This is a genomic window from Streptomyces sp. bgisy159, assembly GCF_965341775.1.
Classification (GTDB): Bacteria; Actinomycetota; Actinomycetes; order Streptomycetales; family Streptomycetaceae; genus Streptomyces.
This window is the reverse complement of the sequence record NZ_CBDQZH010000060.1, coordinates 17,434-38,452: the sequence shown is the minus strand read 5'-3', so window position 1 is coordinate 38,452 and position 21,019 is coordinate 17,434. Positions and strand designations below refer to the sequence as shown.

Below are 21,019 nucleotides of genomic sequence, written 5' to 3'. Positions count from 1 at the left end.
CCGGGAGGTGAGCCATCCGTCGGTGGCCCGGGCGGTGGAGCGGGCGTGGTCCTCCATCATGGTGAAGTGGTTGCCGGGGACGTCGAGCACGGTGTGCGCCCGGTCCCAGGACGTCTGCCACTCCTCGGGACGCATCTCCTCGCCGGGCTCCGCGGGCACGGGAGGCTCGGTGGAGCGGACCAGCAGGACCGGGCAGTCCAGCGGACCCGGCTCCCACTCGCCGATCATCGCCACGTACCAGCTCATCGCGGTGAGCCGGTCGGAGTCCATGTGCGCGAACATGGACTCCCGGTCGAACATGCCGCCCAGCATCTGCTGGGAGAACCGGAGGAACGGGGAGTCGGCCCGCGGCATGTAGGTGTCGAGCAGGACGACGGCGGCGGGTGCGGCGCCGCGTTCCTGCATCCGCCGGGCCGTGGACAGGGCGAGGACGCCGCCGGAGGACGATCCGAGCAGGACCGCCGGGGTGTCGCCCACGGTGCGGTGCACCGCGTCGGCGTGCAGGTCGGCGACCGCGTCGAAGGTGGCCGGCAGCGCCTCTGCGGTGCCGAAGCCCTGGGTCGGCAGGGCCCATACGTCGCGCCGGCCGCGGAAGGCGGAGGCGAACCGGGCGTACTGGTGGACACCGGCGAGGGCCACGTAGGAACTGAAGCAGACCAGCGGGGCGGCGCTGTCACCGGCCGAGAGACGGATCGCCCCGGGGACGGTGGTGAGTTCGTCCGGCGAGGTGAAGGTGGGGCGCAGTGCCGCCGCGGCCTGAAGCAGGGTGAAGCCGTCGTCGATCCGGCCGTCCAGGCAGGCCTGCTTGAACAGGGTGCCGATGGTGTCCCCGGCGGGCGCCCCGACAGCGGCCGGCGCCGCTTCTCCCCGGCCGGTGTCCGGGGCGGCCCGGTCGCCGAGCCTGCCGTGCAGGTGGGCGGCGAGTGCCTCGGGTGTCGCGTGGTCGAACAGCAGGGTGGGGGCGAGTCCCAGTCCGGTGGCGGTGGCGAGGTGGTTGCGCAGTTCGACCACGGTGAGGGAGTCGAAGCCCTGCTCGGTGAAGAGCCGGTCGGGCTCGACCTCGTCCGGGCCGGCGTGGCCGAGGACGGTCGCGGCCCGTTCGCGCACCAGTCCCAGCAGCAGGGCGCGGCCCTCTTCGGGGGTGCGTCCGGCGAGCAGCGAGGCTCCCGGGTCCGTATCGGCTCCCGCCGCGGTCCTGCGGGTGACCGCCGGGGCGGCGGGCCGCAGCATCGCCCGGACACCGGAGCGGCCGGAGACGGTGGCGACGGCGATCACCGCGGGGTCGGTCGTGGCCAGCGCGTCGTCCAGGAGGGTGAGGGCGTCCTCGGTGGCCAGGGGCCGCAGGCCGCCGCGGGCCAGCCGGCCGCGGTCGGCGTGGGACAGACGGCCGGTGATGCCGCTGTCGTCGTTCCACAGGCCCCAGGCGACGGAGGCGGCGGGCAGCCCGAGGGAGTGCCGCAGGGCGGCGAGCCCGTCGAGGAAGGCGTTCGCGGCGGCGTAGTTGGCCTGGCCCGGGGCGCCGAAGGTGCCCGCGGCGGAGGAGAACAGCACGAACGCGGCGGGTGGCCGGCCGGCGGTGAGCTCGTGCAGATGCCACGCCCCGTCGGCCTTGGGCCGCAGCACGGCGTCGAAGCGCCCGCCGTCGAGAGCGGTGAGGACGGCATCGTCGGTGACACCGGCCGCGTGGACGACGCCGGTCAGCGGCAGTTCGTCCGGCAGTCGACCCAGCAGCCGTTCGACGTCGGTTCGTTCCGCGAGGTCGCAGGCCTCCAGGTGTACACGGGCCCCCAGTTCGGTCAGTTCGGCGACGAGGGCGTTCGCCCCGTCGGCCGCGGGTCCGCGCCGGCCGGTCAGCAGCAGGGAGCGCACGCCGTGCCGGGTGACGAGATGGCGGGCGACCGCGCGCCCCAGGGTGCCGGTGGCACCGGTGACCAGCACGGTGCCGTCGGCGAGGGCCGGTGCGGCGCCGGCCGCTGCGGGCGCGGCGTCGGGGTACAGGACACGGCCGTCGCGGACCGCGCCGTGCGGGCGTCCGGAGGCGACCGCCGCGAGCAGGGCGGGGGCGTCGCCGTCCGTGGCGTCGGCCGCCAGGTCCACCAGCTGGAAACGGCCGGGGTGTTCGGCCTGTCCGGAGCGGACCAGGCCCCACAGGGCGGCACCGGCGACGTCGGGCAGGCCGTCGGCGTCGGTCCCGGGACCCTGGCCGGCGCCGACCGCTTCGCGGGTCACGAACACCAGCCGGGAGTCGGCGTACCGCTCGTCGGCGAGCCAGCCGCACATCAGCTCGTGGGCACGGGCCAGTCGGCCGCGGACCCGCTCGGGCAGGGCGGCGTGGGAGCCGGAGGGGTGCGGTTCGGGGGCGACGAGGACGACGTCGGGCATGGTCATTCCGGTGTCGACGGCCTTGCCGAGGGCGTCGAGGTCGGCATACGCCTCAAGGTGGATCCCCGCCGCGTCGAGGGCGGCGGCCACCCGGTCGTCGCCGTCGCCGAGGACGATCCAGCGCACCGCGCGTGGCCGTGGGGCTTCCGCAGCCGGGCGGCTCTCGCGCCAGTCGAGGCGCAGCAGTTCGGGTCGGCCGGTGCCGGCGGCGGGGGCGGCGGACACGGTGCGCAGGGTGATCGCGTCCGCGGTGGCGACGGGCCGACCGGCGGTGTCGGTGACCAGCACCCGGAAGCCGTGGTCGTGGCCCGCCGGTGTGAGGCGCACCCGCAGCGCGGTCGCGCCGGTGGCGTGCAGGGTCAGTCCGGACCAGGCGAACGGCAGCATGGGCGCCGCCGCCTCGTCGTCCCGCACGCCCGGACGGCGGACCAGCAGCGTCTGCACGGCCGCGTCGAGCAGCGCAGGGTGCAGCGCGTGCCGTGCGGCGTCCTGCCGGTACGGCTCAGGCAGCGTGACCTCGGCGTACACCTCGTCGTCGCGCTCCCACACGGTGCCCAGGCCGCGGAAGCTGGGGCCGTAGTCGAATCCGGCGGCGGCGAAGACCGGGTAGGGGTCCTCGTCGGAGACGGTGCGGGCGCCCGGCGGGGGCCAGGCGGTCAGGTCGTCGGCCGGGGCGGGCGGCGCCTGCGGGGCCAGGACACCCTGGGCGTGCCGCTGCCAGGGGCCGTCGTCCCCGTCGGGCCGGGACCACACCGTGAAGGCACGGCGGCCGTCGTCGTCGGCGCCGTCGACGGCCACCTGGATGAGGGCGGCGCCCTCGCCGGGTACGACGAGCGGGCTGAGCAGGGTGAGTTCGCTCAGGTGGCCGCAGCCGGTGCGGTCGCCGATGTGGACGGCCAGGTCGAGGTGGCCGGTGGCGGGCAGGATGACCTGGCCGAGGACGGTGTGGTCGGCGAGCCAGGGGTGGCCGCGCAGCGACAGCCGCCCGGTGAACAGCAGGTCGTCGGAGCCTGCCCGGGTGACCTCGGCGCCGAGGAACGGGTGCTCCGCGGTGCGCAGTCCCGCGGCCTCCGGGTCGCCGGCGAAGGCCGCGGTCGGCAGCCAGTAGCGCTGCCGCTGGAAGGCGTAGGTGGGCAGCGGCACGACGCGGGCGCCGGGCAGGAGTGCCGCCCAGTCGGGTGCGACGCCGTGCGCGAAGAGCGTGCCGACGGCCGCCAGCAGCTGGTCCGTCTCCGGCGTGTCGCGCAGGGCGGCCGACACGAACACGGGTTCGTCCGCCGCGGACGGCTCCGGCTCGGCGAGGGCGGCCTCGGCGAGCGCGGTGAGCGGGCCGTCGGGGCCGACCTCCAGGAAACGGCGGGCGCCGAGACCGTGCAGCCGTGCGACGCAGTCGTGGAAGCGGACCGGTTCGCGTACGTGCCGTACCCAGTACTCGGGGTCGGTGAGCAGGCCGGGTGTGGCGGTCCCGCCGGTCCGGCCGGAGACCAGGGGCAGCGTCGGCTCGGCGTAGGAGAGGCCGGCGGCGACGGCGCGGAAGTCGTCGAGGACCGGGTCCATCAGCGGTGAGTGGAAGGCATGGCCCACCCGCAACCGTGTGGTGCGCCGTCCGGCCGTCGCGAAGTGGTCGCAGATCTCCGCGACGGCGGCCTCGGTGCCGGATACGACGGTGGCGAGGGGCCCGTTGACAGCGGCGATGCCGGCTTCGTGCTCGCGGTCCGCCAGCAGGGGCAGCACCTCGTCCTCGGCGGCCCGGATCGACGCCATCGCGCCGCCGGACGGAAGCGCCTGCATGAGCCGGCCGCGGGCGGCGACCAGGGCGCACGCGTCGTCGAGGGAGAACACGCCGGCCACATGGGCGGCGGCGATCTCGCCGACGGAGTGCCCGGCGACGAGGTCGGGCCGCACGCCCCAGGATTCCAGCAGGCGGTAGAGGGCCACTTCGAAGGCGAACAGCGCCGGCTGGGCGTGCTCGGTGCGGTTCAGCGCGTCGGTGTCGTCGCCGTGCACCGACTCGCGCAGTCCGGGGATCCGCTCGCACACGGCGTCGAAGGCCTCGGCAAACACCGGGAAGACGGCGTGCAGGTCGCGTCCCATGCCGGGCCGCTGGGCGCCCTGTCCGGTGAACAGGAACGCCGTCCGGCCGCCGGAGCGGGCGGTTCCGGTGACGGTGCCGGGCAGCGGGGCGGCGTCGGCCAGCGCCCGCAGCCGGGCGGTGAGCTCCTCGTGGCCGGTGCCGACGAGCACGGCCCGGTGGGTGAAGGGCGTCCGGGTGGTCGCCAGGGCCAGCGCGGTGTCGGCGGGCCGCACCTCGGGGTGCCCGGTGACGTGGTCGAGGAGTCGGGCGGCCTGGGCGCGCAGGGCGTCGCGGCTGCGGGCGGACAGGACCCAGGGCACCGGTCCCGTCCACGCCTGCGGCGCCGCCTCGGCCGTCTCGGCCTCGGACACCGCCTCCAGCACCACGTGCGCGTTGGTGCCGCTGATGCCGAACGACGACACACCGGCGCGCCGCGGGCGTTCCCCCGTCTCCGGCCAGGCGCGGGTCTCGGTCAGCAGCTCCACCGCACCCTGGTCCCAGTCCACGTGCGAGGACGGCCGGTCGACGTGCAAGGTGGCCGGCAGCATCCCGTGCCGCATCGCCAGCACCATCTTCATCACGCCCGCCACACCGGCACCCGCCTGCGTGTGACCGACGTTCGACTTCACCGACCCCAGCCACAACGGCCGGTCGGCCGCACGGCCCTGGCCGTAGGTGGCCAGGAGCGCCTGCGCCTCGATCGGGTCGCCCAACCGGGTCCCCGTCCCGTGCGCCTCCACCGCGTCCACCTCACCGGCCGGCACCCCGGCGTCGGCCAGGGCGGCCCGGATCACCCGCTGCTGCGACGGGCCGTTCGGCGCGCTCAGCCCGTTGGACGCGCCGTCCTGGTTGACCGCCGAACCCCGCACCACCGCGAGCACCGGATGCCCGTTCGCCCGCGCGTCCGACAGCCGCTCCACCAGCAGCAGACCGCCGCCCTCGGAGAAGCCCGTACCGTCCGCCGCGTCCGCGAACGCCTTGCACCGGCCGTCCGCCGCCAGCCCCTGCTGACGGCTGAAGTCCACGAACAGACCGGGGGTCGACATCACCGTGACGCCGCCGGCCAGCGCCAGGTCGCACTCCCCCGCGTGCAGGGACCGCACGGCGAGGTGCAGGGCGACCAGGGACGACGAGCAGGCGGTGTCGACGGTGACCGCCGGACCCTCCAGCCCGAAGGTGTAGGACATGCGTCCCGACAGGACGCTGGCGGAGTTGCCGGTGCCGAGGTGGGCGCCGACGTCGTCGCCAGGGGCGATCGGACGGGACGTGTAGTCCTGGTAGTTGGTGCCGGCGAAGACGCCGGTGCGGCTGCCGCGCAGGGTGCGCGGGTCGATGCCGGCCCGCTCGAACGTCTCCCAGGCCATCTCCAGCAGCAGACGCTGCTGCGGATCCATCGCCACCGCCTCACGGGGCGAGATGGCGAAGACGCCGGGGTCGAAGTCGGCGAAGCCGTCGAGGAAGCCTCCGCAGCGGGTGGAGGTGCGGCCCGCTCGGCCGGGCTCGGGGTCGTAGAGGGCCGCGACGTCCCAGTCACGGTCGTCGGGGAAGGGTCCCATGGCGTCGGCACCGTCGGTGAGGAGCCGCCAGAACCGCTCGGGGGTGTCGGCGTCACCGCTGTCGGCCCCACCGGGGAAGCGGCACGCCATACCGACGATGACGACGGGATCGTCGGACGTGTCGTGCCGGGTCGCGGCGCCGGTGCCTGCGGAGACGGTCGGGGCCGCCGGGGCCAGGCGTTCACCGAGGTGTTCGGCGAGGGCGGCGGGTGTCGGATAGTCGTAGACGAGGGTCGCGGGCAGCCGCATGCCGGTCGCCTCGCCGAGGGTGTTGCGCAGTTCCACGGCGGTGAGGGAGTCGAAGCCGAGTTCGCGGAAGGCGCGGGCGGGTTCGACGTCCTCGGGACCGGGATGGTTGAGAACGTAGGCGATGTGGGCGCGGACCAGTTCCAGGAGGGCGTGGCGCCGGTCCGCCTCACCGAGGGCGGTGATGGTGGCGAGGACGTCGGGTTCCTCGTCGCCGGTGGGGTGGGCGGGGCGGCGGGCGCGCAGCCGTTCGAGGTCGGGGAGCCCCGTGTAGAGGCGGCGGGGGCGTCCCTTGTCGAGTTCGGCGCCGAAGACCTCCCAGTCGATGTCGGTGACGACGAGGGTGGTGTCGTCCTGGTCGAGGGCGGCCTGGAGGGCCGTGACGGCGACGGCGGGGTCCATGAGGCGGACGCCGTGGCGCTGGAGGCGTTCGCCGACGGTGCCGGCGGCCATGCCGCCGTCGGCCCAGCCGCTCCAGGCGACGGCCGTGGCGGGCAGGCCGCGGGAGCGGCGGTGCTCGGCGAGTGCGTCGAGGTAGGCGTTGCCGGGGGCGTAGTTGCCGTGTCCGGAGCTGCCGAAGACGCCGGAGGACGAGGAGAAGAGGACGAAGGCGGACAGGTCCAGGTCCGCGGTGGCGGCGTCGAGGTTGAGGGCGCCGCCCACCTTGACCCGCAGAACCTCGGCGAGGCGGTCGGGGGTGAGGGAGCCGATGACGCCGTCGTCGAGGACGGCGGCGGTGTGGAAGACGGCGCTCAGGGGCCGGTCCTCGGGGATGCCGGCCAGCAGGGCGGCGAGGTCGCCCGGGTCGGCGATGTCGCAGGCGACGAGGTCGGCCTGGGCGCCGGCGGCGGTGAGTTCGGCGAGCAGTTCGGCGGCGCCTTCGGCGTCGGGGCCGGAGCGGCCGGCCAGCAGGAGGTGTGGGGCGCCCGCGCGGGCGAGCCAGCGGGCGACGTGGCGGCCGAGGGCGCCGGTGCCGCCGCTGACGAGGACGGTGCCGTGCGGCTTCCAGCGGCGGCGGGCGGGCAGCCCGCCGACGGCGGCCCGTTCCAGACGGCGGCCGAGGGTGCCGGTGGCGCGGACGGCGACCTGGTCCTCGTGGTCCGTTCCGGCGAGGACCTCGACGACGCGGTCGGCGGCGCGCCGGTCGCACCGCTCGGGCAGGTCGATCAGGCCGCCCCAGCAGTCGGCCTGTTCCAGGGCGACGACGCGTCCGAAGCCCCAGACGAGGGCCTGGGCGGGGTGGGCCGGGGCGGTGTCGGTTGCGGTGGCGACGGCGCCCCGGGTGAGGAACCACACCGGGAGGCGGGCGTTGAGGTCGTCCAGCGCCTGGACGAGGGCGACCGTCGCGGCGAACCCGGCCGGCAGCCGCGGGTGTCCGGGATGCGGGGTGTCGTCCAGGGCCAGCAGGGAGAGCAGGCCGCGAGCTCCGGTGGCGGCGTCGGCCAGTGCGGCGACGGCGGTGGCCCGGTCGAGGGGGCCGTCGACGACGACGGGGCGGCATTCGGCGCCGGCGCGGGTCAGTGCGTCGCGTACGGCGGTGGCTTCCGGGCCGTCCTCGTGGCCGCGGGGTACGACGAGGGCCCACCGCCCGCCGAGTGACGCGGTGCCGCCGGCCGGGAGCGGGGACCAGGTGATGCGGTAACGCCAGCGGTCGGCGGTGGCGTGGTCGTCGCTGCGGCGCCGGTAGTCGGCCAGGGCCGGGGCCAGGGTGGCGACGGTGGCCTCGTCGAGGCCGAGGGCCGTGGCGAGGGTGGTGAGGTCACCGGAGTCGACGGCCTGCCAGAAGGGCGCGTCGGCGGTGTCGGCGGGCGCGGCCCCGGTGAGGTCGCCGGCGGTGAACCCGGGCCAGTAGCGGCGGCGTTGGAAGGCGTAGACGGGCAGGTCGACACGGTGGGCGGGCTCGTGGTGGACGGCGGCCCAGTCGACCGGTCCGCCGCGCACGGAGAGGGCGGCCACGGAGGAGAGGAACCGTTCGGGTCCGCCCTCGGAGCGGCGCAGGGTGCCGAGGACCGCCCCGTCGGTGATGCCGAGGTCGTCGAGGATGTCGTCGACGGCCGTGGTGACGACGGGGTGCGGGCCCGCTTCGACGAAGACGCGGTGTCCGGCGTCGGCAAGGCCGCGCACGGTGGTTTCGAAGCGAACGGTGCGGCGGATGTTCTCGTACCAGTAGGCCGCGTCGAGGGTGGTGGTGTCCTCGACGCGGGCGCCGGTGACGGTGGAGTGGAAGGGGATCTCGGCGGGGCGCGGGCGGACCGGTGCGAACCCGGCGAGCAGGGCGTCCCTGACGTCCTCCACCTGGGCGCAGTGGGAGGCGTAGTCCACGGGGACGCGGCGGGCCCGGACGCCGTCGGCGGTGAGACGGGTGAGGAGGTCGGCGAGCGGTGCGGCGTCTCCGGAGACGGTGACGGAACGCGGGCCGGTGACGGAGCCGACGCAGATGCGGCCCTCGTAGGGGGCGAGGAGAGCCTCGACCTCGGCGAGCGGCAGGGGGACGGCGACCATGCCACCGCGGCCGGTGACGGCGGTCAGTTCGCGGGAGCGGGTGACGACGACGCGGGCGGCGTCCTCGAGGGTGAGGACGCCGGCGATGTGCGCGGCGGCGATCTCGCCCTGGCTCTGTCCCGCGACGGCGGCGGGGCGGACCCCGCAGGCCATCCACAGGCGGGCGAGGGCGACGCAGACGACGAACAGGGTGGGCTGGACGACGTCGAGGCGTTCCAGCGGCGGGGCGCCGGGCGTGCCCCGCAGGACGTCGAGGACGCGGTAGTCGGTGAACGTCTCGACGGCGGTGGCGGCTTCGTCGAAGTGGGCGCGGAACCGGGCGTCGGTGGCGTGCAGTTCGACGGCCATGCCCTCCCACTGCGGGCCCTGGCCGGGGAAGAGGAACACCGGGTCGCCCTCGGTGTCGGCGACACCGCGCACGACCGACGGGTCGGGGGTGCCGTCGGCCAGCGCGGTCAGTCCGCGCAGCAGCACGTCGAGGTCGGGGGCGACGACGGCCGCGCGGTGTTCGAGGGCGGGGCGGGTGGCCGCGAGGGACCAGGCGAGGTCGGCGGGGCGCGGTGCGCCGTCCGGGGCTGCGCGGAGGTGGGCGGCGAGGCGGCCGGCCTGGGCGCGCAGGGCGGCGGCGGTACGGCCGGAGACGGTGAAGGCGCGGGGGCGGGGCGTGTCGTCGGCCGTTTCGGCGGTGTCGTCGTCGTGCTCGGCCGGCGGGGCCTGTTCGAGGATGACGTGGGCGTTGGTTCCGCTGACGCCGAAGGAGGACACGCCGGCGCGGCGCGGACGGTCGCCGGTGCGGGGCCAGGAGCGGGATTCGGTGAGGAGTTCGACGTGTCCGGCGGACCAGTCGACGTGGTGGCTGGGCCGGTCGACGTGGAGGGTGGCGGGCAGCCGTCCCTCGCGCAGGGCGAGCACGGTCTTGATGACGCCGGCGACTCCGGCGGCGGCCTGGGTGTGGCCGATGTTCGACTTCACGGAGCCGAGCAGCAGCGGGCGGTCGGCCGGCCGGTCCTGGCCGTAGGTGGCGAGGAGGGCCTGGGCCTCGATGGGGTCGCCGAGGGTGGTGCCGGTGCCGTGCGCCTCGACGGCGTCGACGTCGGCGGGGACGAGCCGGGCGGACTTCAGGGCCTGCCAGATCACCCGTTCCTGGGAGGGCCCGTTGGGCGCGGTCAGTCCGTTGGACGCGCCGTCCTGGTTGACCGCGGAGCCGCGCAGCACGGCGAGGACGGGGTGGCCGTTGCGGCGGGCGTCGGAGAGCCGCTCGACGACGAGGACGCCGGCTCCCTCGCCCCACGCGGTGCCGTCGGCGGCGTCGGCGAAGGCGCGGCAGCGGCCGTCGGGCGACAGACCGCGCTGGCGGCTGAACTCCAGGAAGACGGTGGGCGTCGACATGACGGTGACACCGCCGGCGAGGGCCAGGTCGCACTCCCCCGCGCGCAGGGCCTGTGCCGCCAGATGCAGGGTGACCAGCGAGGACGAGCAGGCGGTGTCGACGGAGACGGCCGGGCCCTCCAGGCCGAGGGTGTAGGAGACGCGGCCGGACAGGACGCTGGGCGCGTTGCCGACGCCGTCGTCGCCCGCGTTGTCGGAGTGGCTGAGCAGGGTCGTGTAGTCCTGGAGATTGGTTCCGGTGAACACGCCGGTGCGGCTGCCGCGCAGGGACAGCGGGTCGATGCCGGCGCGTTCCAGGGCCTCCCAGCAGATCTCCAGGAGGATGCGCTGCTGCGGGTCGGTGCCGACGGCCTCGCGCGGTGATATGCCGAAGAACCCGGCGTCGAAGTCGCCGACGCGGTCGATGAATCCGCCGGTGCGGGTGTAGCTGCGGCCGGGGGTGCCGGGCGTCGGGTCGTACAGCGCGTCGGTGTCCCAGCCGCGGTCGCGCGGCCACTCGGTCATGGCGTCGGTGCCCTCGTCGAGCAGCCGCCACAGGTCGTCGGGTCCGGTGACGCCTCCGGGGAAGCGGCAGCCCATCGCGACGATCGCCATGGGTTCGTGCTGGTGGGCCTCGGCCGCGGCCAGACGCTGCCGCGTCTGGTGGAGGTCGGCCGTGACCTTCTTCAGGTAGCCGAGGAGCTTGTCCTCATCGGTCATGTGTTCTCACCCGTTCTCAGGTCCCGTGGCCGTGCGTCAGGAGATGCCGAGGTCGTTCTCGATGAAGTCGAAGATCTCGTCCGCGCCGGCGGACCGGATCCGGTCGCCGACGTCGTCGCCGCCGTCGGCGACCGCGGGGACGACGGCGGTGGCGGTGCCGAGCCGTCCGAGGAGCGCCTGGATCCGGGCGCCGATGCGGTCGCGGCGGACGTCGTCCGCGGGCAGCCCGTCGAGGGCCGCCTCCAGGGAGTCGAGCCCGGCGAGGACCGCGGCGGCTCCGTCGGTGTCGTCGGTGAGCCGGTCGCGCAGATATCCGGCGAGGGCGGTGGCGCTCGGCTGGTCGAACAGCAGGGTGGCCGGCAGGGCGAGTCCGGTGGCGGCGCCGATGCGGTTGCGCAGTTCGACGGCCATGAGGGAGTCGAAGCCGAGCGCGTTGAACGCGGTCGTGGCGCCGACCCGGTCGGTGCCGGTGTGGCCGAGGACGGCGGCGGCCTCGGCGCGTACGAGTGCGGTCAGGGTGCGTTCGCGTTCGGCGGCGGACTGTCCGGCGAGCCGCTCGCGCAGGGCTCCGGGGGCGTCCGCGGCCGCCTCGGGGCGCGTGGCGGGCAGGTCGCGCACTTCGGGGAGGCCGGAAAGCAGCGGGCTGGGCCGGGAGGTGGTGAAGCCGGGTGCGAAGCGGGCCCAGTCGACGTCGGCGACGGCGAGGACGGCGTCGGTGCGCGCCGTGGCCCGGCCGAGGGCGTCGGCGGCCTTCGCGGGGTCGAGCGGGTTGATGCCGCCGCGGCGCATCCGGTTCTCGGTGCCGGCGTCGGCGGTGGCCATGCCGCCGCCGGCCCAGGGGCCCCAGGCCAGTGAGGTGGCGGGCAGGCCGGCGGCCCGGCGGGCCTCGGCCAGGGCGTCCAGGAAGGCGTTGGCGGCCGCGTAGTTGGCCTGCCCGATGGTGCCGAGGATGCCGGAGACCGACGAGTACAGGACGAACGCGGTGAGGTCGCGGTCGCGGGTGAGTTCGTCCAGGTTGCGGGCGGCGGCCAGCTTGGGCCGCAGGACGCGGTCCAGCGCCGCGGCGTCCATGCCGTCCAGGAGCCGGTCGTCGAGGACGCCCGCGGTGTGCACGACCGCGTCGACGGGGTGCTCGGCGAGCAGCGCGGCCAGCGCGTCCCGGTCGGCGGTGTCGCAGGCGGCCAGGACGAGTTCGGTTCCGGTGTCGGCGAGGGCGTCCTTGAGGCGGGCGGCGCCGTCGGAGCCCGCGCCCGAACGGCTCACGGCCACGATGCGGGTGGCGCCGCGCCCGGCGAGCCAGGCGGCGGTACGCAGGCCGAGTGCGCCGGTGGCGCCGGTGAGCAGGACGGTGCCGGTCCAGTCGGGTCCGTCGGTGGTCGGCGCGCCGGGAGGGGCGTGTTCGAGGCGGCGCAGGAAGGTGCCCGCGGGGCGGACGGCGATCTGGTCCTCGTCCGCCGTGCCGGTGAGGGCTGCGGCCAGGCGGCGGGCGATGTCGGGGGCGAGGGCGGTGGCGGTGCCGGCGGGCAGGTCGACCAGGCCGCCCCACAGCTGGGGGTGTTCGAGGGCCGCGGTGCGGCCCAGGCCCCAGACGGCGGCCTGTTCGGGGACGGCGGGTGCCTCGGTGCCGAGAGCGCCGACGGCGCCCGCGGTGAGCGCCCACAGGCGGACCGGGTCCGCTCCCGCGGCTCCGTCGGCGAGCGCCTGGAGGAGGGCGGTGGTGGCGGCCAGTCCGGCGGGGACGGCCGGGTGTGCGGGCAGCGGATCGGTGTCGGCGGCGAGCAGGGACAGCACGCCCGTCCAGGCCGGGTCGCCCTCGCGGCGCAGGTCGGTGAGGGCGGTGGTCAGATCGGCGCGGTCGGCGGCGGCGCAGTCGACGGGCAGGACGCGGACGTGTGCGCCGTGGGTGGTGAGGGCGTCGGCGACGGAGCACGCCCAGGGGCCGCCGACGAGCCGGCTGGGGACGGCGAGGAGCCAGGTGCCGGGGAGCGCGGCCGGTCCGCCCTCGGCGGCCGGCCGCCACACCACGCGGTGTTCCCAGCCCTGGATCTCCTCCCGCCTGCGGTCCTCGCCGCGCCAGGCGGCCAGGGCGGGCAGTACGGCGCTGAGCGGGGCGTCGGGATCGACGGCGAGCCGCGCGGCGAGCGCGGCGGGGTCGGCGGCCTCGACGAGGTCCCAGAACGCGGAGTCCTCGCCGGACGCGGCGGGCACCGCCGACGGCTCCAGCCAGAAGCGCTCCCGCTGGAAGGCGTAGGTAGGCAGGGGCAGGGTGCGCGCCCCGGTGTCGGCGGGCGCGGCGGGGACGTCGGCGCGGCCGTGGACGTGCAGTTCGGCGGCGGCGAGCAGGGCGGACCGTTCCTCGGCGGTGCCGGGCCGCAGCAGGGGCACGGCGGTGACCGAGGCGGGGTCGGCGACAGCGGCCAGGACGAGGGTGGTGAGGGTGGCGTCGGGGCCCAGTTCGAGGCAGTGGGTGACGCCGGCGGTCTCCAGCGCGCGGGCTCCGTCGGCGAAACGGACGGCCCGGCGCACGTGGCGGACCCAGTAGTCGGCGGTGACGAGGTCGTCGCCGGTGGCGAGGGCGCCGGTGAGGTTGGACAGGACCGGTACGGTCGGCGCGTCGTAGCGGACGTGGGAGGCGACGGCGCGGAAGTCGGCGAGCATGTCGTCCATCAGGGGCGAGTGGAAGGCGTGGCTGACGCGCAGGCGCCGGGTCTTGCGGCCGCGCCCGGCGAACTCGCGGGAGACCGCCTCCACCGCTTCCCGCTCCCCGGAGACCACGACGGACGCGGGCCCGTTGACGGCGGCGATCGCGACGCGTCCGGCGCCGCCGTCGAGCAGGGTCAGCACCTCCTCCTCGGTGGCCTCCAGGGCGGTCATGGCGCCGCCCTCGGGCAGGTTCTGCATGAGCCGGCCGCGGGCGGCGACGAGGGCGCAGGCGTCCGCGAGGCCGAAGACCCCGGCGGCGTGCGCGGCGGTCAGCTCGCCGATGGAGTGACCGCCGAGCACGTCGGCGCGGACACCCCACGACGCGGCGAGCGCGTGGGCGGCGGTGCCGAACGCGAAGAGGGCGGCCTGGGTGTGGGCGGTGCGGTCGAGCAGCGCGGCCTCGGCGGTGCCCTCGTCGGCGAAGACCACGTCGCGCAGCGGCGGTCCGTCGAGGTGCCGGTCGAGTTCGGCGCAGACGGTGTCGAAGGCGTCGGCGAAGACGGGCTGCGCGGCGTACAGGGCGCGGCCCATGCCGGGGTGCTGGGCGCCCTGGCCGCTGAACAGGACGGCGAGCCCGCCGCCGTCGGCGGTGCCGGTGGTGACGTGCGGGGCCGGTTCCCCGGCGGCCACGGCGGCGAGTCCGGCGAGGAGTTCGTCCCGGTCTGCGGCGACGACGGCGGCCCGGTGCGCCTGCGGGTGGCGGGCGGTGGCGAGGCTGTGTGCGAGGTCGCGGGCGTCGTCGTCGTGCCGGAGGACGTGCGTGCGCAGGCGGGCGGCCTGGGCGCGCAGCGCCTCGGGGGTGTGTCCGGAGACGGGGTGCACGCGCGGTACGGCGGCGGGCGCCGGCCGTTCGGGTACGGCTCCGTCGCCGGGCGGCTCCTCCAGGACGACGTGGGCGTTGCTGCCGCTGATGCCGAAGGAGGAGACGCCGGCCCGGCGCGGGCGGCCGTCCCGGGCGGGCCAGGGGCGGGCCTCGGTGAGCAGGTCGATGGTGCCGCTGGACCAGTCGATGTGCGGGGAGGGCTCGTCGACGTGCAGGGTGCGCGGCAGTTCGCCGTGGCGCATCGCCATGATCATCTTGATCACGCCGGCCGCTCCGGCGGCGGCCTGGGTGTGCCCGAAGTTGGACTTGGCGGAGCCCAGCGACAGGGGCTGCCCGTCCGGCCGTTCGCGGCCGTAGGTGGCGAACAGGGCCTGCGCTTCGATGGGGTCGCCGAGGGTGGTGCCGGTTCCGTGCGCCTCGACGGCGTCGACGTCCGCCGCCGAGAGTCCGGCGGCGGCGAGCGCCTGCCGGATGACGCGTTCCTGGGAGGGGCCGTTGGGTGCGGTCAGTCCGTTGGACGCGCCGTCCTGGTTGGTGGCGGAGCCGCGGACGACGGCGAGGACGGGGTGGCCGTTGCGGCGGGCGTCGGAGAGGCGTTCCAGCAGGAGCATGCCGACGCCCTCGGAGAAGCTGGTGCCGTCGGCGGACGCGGCGAAGGCCTTGCACCGGCCGTCGGCGGCCAGACCGTTCTGCGCGGTGAACTCGGTGTAGGTGCCGGGGGTGGCCATCACGGTGACACCGCCGGCCAGGGCCATCGAGCACTCGCCCTGCCGCAGCGCGTGGGCGGCGAGGTGCAGGGCGACCAGCGCGGAGGAGCAGGCCGTGTCGACGGTCATCGTCGGCCCCTCCAGGCCGAAGGTGTAGGCGACGCGGCCGGAGATGACACTGCCGGAGACGCCGAGCCCGATGTAGCCCTCCATTCCCTCGGGGATGTCGGCCAGGCCGGAGGCGTAGCCGGAGCCCATGGCACCGACGTAGACGCCGGTGTCGCTGCCGCGCAGGGACAGCGGGTCGATCCCGGCGCGTTCGAAGGTCTCCCAGGAGGTCTCCAGCAGCAGCCGCTGCTGGGGGTCCATGGCGAGGGCCTCACGGGGCGCGATGCCGAAGAGGGAGGCGTCGAAGTGGGTCGCCCCGTAGAGGAATCCGGCTTCCAGACCGGCCAGCCGGTCCAGGTCCCAGCCCCGGTCGGTGGGGAAGGCGCCGATGGCGTCGCCGCCCTCGGAGACGAACCGCCACAGCTCCTCCGGTGAGGTGACGCCGCCGGGGTACTGGCAGGCCATGCCGACCACGACGACCGGGTCGTCCGCGTCGGAGGCGACCGTCGTGGCGGTGAACTGCTCCGTCGACCCGGCGAGTTGCCTGGAGAGGTGACCGGCCAGGGCGCTGGGCCGGGGGTGGTCGAAGACGAGGGTGGCGGGCAGCCGCAGCCCGGTCTCGGCGCTGAGCCGGTTGCGCAGGTCGACGGAGGTGAGGGAGTCGAACCCGAGGTCCTTGAAGGACTGTTCGCCGTCGACGGCGCCGGTCGAGCCGTGGCCGAGGGCGACGGCGGCGTGCCGGCGCACCAGGTCCAGCAGCAGCCGCTCCTGTTCGGGCGCGGAGAGGCCGGCCAGTCGGCGGCCGAGGGCGGAGGCGTCGGCGGCGCTCGCGGCGCGGCGGGCCGGCGCGGGGACGAGGCCGTGCAGCAGGGCGGGCAGCCGTCCGGCGGAGGCCGCCGAGCGGAGGGCGGCGGGGTCGGTGCGCAGCGGCGCGAGGAGCGGCTCGTCGGTTGCGAGGGCCTCGTCGAGCAGGGCCAGGGCCCGTGCCGGGTCGAGGGCGGGCAGTCCGGAGGCGGCGATGCGGCGACGGTCGTCCTCGCCGAGTCCGCCGGTCATGCCGGCGTCGTGGTCCCACAGGGTCCAGGCGAGGGAGGTGGCGGGCAGGCCCGTGGCACGCCGGTGATGGGCCAGGGCGTCCAGGACGGTGTTGGCGGCCGCGTAGTTGGCCTGGCCGGCGCCGCCGAGCAGGCCGGAGGCGGAGGAGAACAGCACGAAGGCCGTGAGGCCGGCGTCGCGGGTCGCGGTGTGCAGGGCGAGCGCGGTGTCCGCCTTGGCGCGCAGCACGGCGGCGAGCCGCTCGGGGGTGAGGGAGCCGAGGACTCCGTCGTCGAGGACGCCCGCGGTGTGCACGACGGCGCGCAGCGGCCGGTCGGCGGGCACCGTGGCCAGGGCGGCGGCGAGTGCGTCGGGGTCGGCGGCGTCGCACGGCTCGATGTGTACGGCGGCGCCGTGGGCGGTGAGTTCGGCCGCCAGCTCGCCGGCGCCCGGGGCGTCGCTGCCGCGGCGGGAGAGCAGCAGCAGCGAGCGTACGCCGTGCGTGGTGACCAGGTGGCGGGCGACCAGTGCGCCGAGGGCGCCGGTGCCGCCGGTGATCAGGACGGTGCCGTCGGCCTCCCAGACGGGCGCGTCGGGGGCGCCGGGCGTGCGGGTCAGCGTCGGCGTCAGCAACTTGCCCGCACGCAGGACGAGTTGGGGTGCTCCCACGGTGACGGCCGCGGCGAGCGCGGCGCGTGACGCCTCGGTGTCGTCCACGTCGGCGAGGACGAGACGGCCGGGGTTCTCGGTCTGGGCGGCGCGCACCAGGCCCCACACGGCGGCGGCGGGCAGGTCCGTGACGTCCTCGCCGTCGGCGGCGACGGCGCCGCGCGTCACGACGACGAGCGGCGCGTCCCGGGTGCGCGGGTCGCTCAGCAGGGCCTGGAGGTCGGCCAGGGCACGGGCCGCCACGTCGGCGGGCCGCTCCCCGGGCCGCGAGGCGTACGGCAGGACGGCGGCGGCGCAGGGCGTGTCGCCGGTGCCGAGCGCGGGCCACGCGGGCACCAGGCCGTCGGCGGGGTCCCGGCCGGCGAGCCGCCAGCCGCCGGTGTCCGGCGCGTCGGGGAGTTCGCCGCCGGTCCAGCGGATCGCGTACAGGGCTCCGTCGGTGGGGCGGGCCGCCCGCAGGGCTCCGTCGGCGACGGGACGGCTGACCAGGGAGCCGACGGTGGCGACGGGCTGTCCGGTGCCGTCGGCGAGCGTGAGGCGTACGGTGCCGGAGGGGCCGCGGTCGAGACGGACGCGCAGTTCGGTGGCGCCGACGGCGTGCAGGGCGACGCCGCCGAACGCGAACGGCAGCCCCGTGCCGCGGGCCTCGCCGTCGCCGTCCGTGCCGTCACCGGCCAGCTGGGCGTGCAGGGCGGCGTCGAGGAGGGCGGGGTGCAGTCCGTAGCGGGCGGCGTCGCGGTGCTGGTCCTCGGGGAGCGCGATCTCGGCGTACCAGGTGTCGCCGGAACGCCAGGCGGCACGCAGGCCCTGGAAGACGGGGCCGTACTGGTAGCCCTGTTCGGCCAGGGCCGGGTAGAGGCCGTCGAGGGGAACCGGCCGGGCGCCGGCCGGCGGCCAGGCGGTGAGGCCGGTCCCGGGCCCGGCGGGCACGGGGGCGAGGACGGCGGTGGCGTGCCGGGTCCAGGGGCTGTCGTCGTCGGCGTCGGGCCGCGCGTGGACGGTGACCGGGCGGCGGCCGGAGGGGTCGGGCGCGCCGAGGGCGATCTGGAGCTGGGTTCCGCCGTCGTCCGTGAGGACGAGCGGTGCCTCCAGGGTCAGGTCGTCGAGGAGTCCGCAGCCCACCTCGTCCCCGGCGCGCAGCACGAGTTCGACGAACGCGGTGCCGGGCAGCAGGACGGCACCGGCGACGGTGTGGTCGGCGAGCCACGGCTGGGTGCGCGTGGACAGCCGGCCGGTGAGCAGGACCCGGTCGTCGTCGGCGACCCTGACGACGGCGCCGAGCAGCGGGTGCCCGGTGCCGGTCAGGCCCGCCCCGCTGACGTCGGCGGCGGTCGCGGCGGGGCGCAGCCAGTAGCGCTCCCGGGTGAAGGCGTAGGTGGGCAGGGCGATGCGCGGGCCGGCGGGGTCGGCGCCCAGGAGGGCGTCGAGGTCGAGGGACACGCCGTGGGTGTGGGCGGCGGCGACACCGGCGAGGAGGGTGGCGGCCTCGGGGCGGTTCCGGCGCAGCAGCGGTACGCACACCCGGCCGGCGGTGTCGTCGGGCAGGCAGGTGCGGGCCGGCGCGGTGAGGGTGGCGTCGGGTCCGACTTCCAGGAAGCGGGTGACGCCGTGGGTGGCGAGCCAGTGGACGCCGTCGGCGAAGCGGACCTGGTGGCGCAGGTGGCGCACCCAGTAGTCGGCGGAGGCCAGTTCGTCGGCGGTCGCCGGGCGGCCGGTGAGGTTGGAGACGACGGTCAGGCGCGGCGGGTGCGCGGTGACGGTGTCGGCGACCGCGCGGAAGTCGTCCAGGACGGCGTCCATGTGCGCCGAGTGGAAGGCGTGCGAGACGCGCAGCCCGCGGACGGTGCGGCCGCGGGCGCCGAGTTCGGCGGCGACGGCCTCGACGGCGGCGGCGTCGCCGGAGATCACCGTGGCGTGCGGGCCGTTGACGGCGGCGACGGCCACGGCGTCGCCGTGCGCGGCCAGCAGCGCGGTCACCTCGTCCTCGGCGGCCTCCACGGCGGCCATGGCGCCGCCCGCGGGCAGCGCCTGCATGAGCCGGCCGCGGGCGGCGACCAGGCGGCAGGCGTCGGGCAGCGACCACACGCCGGCGACATGGGCGGCGGACAGCTCGCCCAGGGAGTGGCCGAGGACGTACTTGGGTGTGATGCCCCAGGACTCCAGGAGCCGGAACAGGGCGATCTCGAACGCGAACAGGGCGGGCTGGGCGAGGCCCGTCCCGCGCAGTGCCTCGTCGTCCGGGCCGCCGTCCAGGACGGCGTCCTTGAGGGAGAGGCCGAGCTCGGGATCGAGGTGGGCGCAGACCTCGTCGAAGGCGCGGGCGAAGGCGGGGAACGCGGCGTACAGGTCGCGGCCCATGCCGGGACGCTGGGCGCCCTGCCCGGAGAACAGGAATGCGGTGGCGCCGCGCAGGGTGCGGCCGGTGACGACGGCCGGGTGCTCCTCCCCCGCGGCGAGGGCGGCGAGGGCGTCGCGGGCCGTGGCGGTGTCCTCGGCGAGGACGACGGCGCGGTGCTCGAACGCCTGCCGGGTGGTGGCGAGCGCTCGCGCGGTGACGTGCGGGTCGTCGCCGGGGTGTGCGTCCAGGTGGTCGAGGAGGCGGGCCGCCTGGCCGCGCAGGGCCTCGGCGCCGCGCGCGGACAGCAGCCAGGGGGCGAGCGGCAGTCGTGCGGGGGCGGCGTGGGCCGCCGGGTTCGCGTCGGCGGGTTCGTCGGGGGCGGCTTCGAGGACGGTGTGCGCGTTGGTTCCGCTGATGCCGAAGGAAGAGACGGCGGCGCGGCGCGGGCGGCCCTCGGTGACGGGCCAGTCGGTCGGCTCGGTGAGCAGCCGGACGTGGCCGGCGTCCCAGTCCACGTGCCGGGACGGCGTGTCCACGTGGAGGGTGCGTGGCAGGCGGCCGTGCCGGAGCGCCATGACGGTCTTGATGACGCCGGCGACGCCGGCGGCGGCCTGGGTGTGGCCGATGTTGGATTTGAGGGAGCCGAGGAAGAGGGGGTGCTCGGCGTCCTTGCGACGGCCGTAGGTGGCGAGGAGCGCCTGGGCCTCGATGGGGTCGCCGAGGGTGGTGCCGGTGCCGTGCGCCTCGACGGCGTCGACGCCGTCGGCGGTGATCCCGGCGTTGGCGAGGGCCTGTTCGATGACCCGCTGCTGGGCGGGCCCGTTGGGGGCGGTCAGCCCGTTGGAGGCGCCGTCGGAGTTGACGGCGGAACCGCGGACCACGGCCAGGACGGGGTGCCCGTTGCGGCGGGCGTCGGAGAGCCGTTCCACCAGGAGCAGGCCGACGCCCTCGGACCAGCCGGTACCGTCGGCGGAGTCGGCGAACGCCTTGCACCGGCCGTCGGGGGCCAGCCCGCGCTGCCGGCTGAACTCGAACAGCAGGCCCGGCGTGGCCATCACCGCCACGCCGCCCGCCAGCGCGAGGTCGCACTCCCCCGCGCGCAGCGCCTGCACCGCCCAGTGCAGGGCGACCAGCGAGGAGGAACAGGCGGTGTCGACGGTGACGGTGGGGCCCTCGAGGCCGAGGACGTAGGAGATGCGGCCGGAGGCCACGGAGGTGGCGTTCCCGGCGAGCATCAGGCCGTGCACGTCCTCGGGCACCTCGACCGGGCCCTGTCCGTAGCCGGAGCCGGCGGCGCCGACGAAGACACCGGTGGCGCTGCCGCGCAGGGTCGCCGGACGGATCCCGGCGCGCTCCAGCAGTTCCCAGGACGCCTCCAGCAGGATCCGCTGCTGCGGGTCGGTGGCCAGCGCCTCGCGGGGGCTCATGCCGAAGAAGGCGGCGTCGAAGGAGGCGGCGTCGTCGAGGAAGCCGCCCTCGCGCGTGGAGAACGTGCCGGGCCGGCCCGGGTCGGGGTCGTAGCGGTCGGCGATGTCCCAGCCGCGGTCCTCGGGCAGCGGTCCGACGGCGTCGCCGCCCTCGTCGACCAGCCGCCACAGGTCCTCTGGGGTGCGGATGCCGCCGGGGAACCGGCAGCTCATCGCCACGACGGCGATGGGCTCGCGGCCGCGGTCCTCGACCTCGCGGAGCCTGCGGCGCGTCTGCCGCAGTTCGCCCGTGACCCGCTTGAGGTATTCCACGTACTTGTCGTCGTCAGCCACGTGTGTCACTTCCTTGAACCGGGCGGGC

The 21,019-nt window shown here is 76.4% G+C and carries 2 protein-coding genes; both read right to left on the bottom strand.

Going from position 1 to position 21,019, the window contains the following annotated elements; all coding sequences use genetic code 11:
* Nucleotides 1-10,848: type I polyketide synthase (locus ACSLTV_RS33345; protein WP_435613489.1), on the bottom strand; the 10,848-nt coding region annotated here is incomplete at its 3' end.
* A 36-nt stretch (nucleotides 10,849-10,884) separates the two neighbouring features.
* Nucleotides 10,885-20,991, bottom strand: a complete 10,107-nt coding sequence (locus ACSLTV_RS33340) for a type I polyketide synthase (protein ID WP_435613488.1) — start codon at nucleotides 20,989-20,991, stop codon at nucleotides 10,885-10,887.
* Between the last annotated feature and the right edge of the window lie 28 nt (nucleotides 20,992-21,019).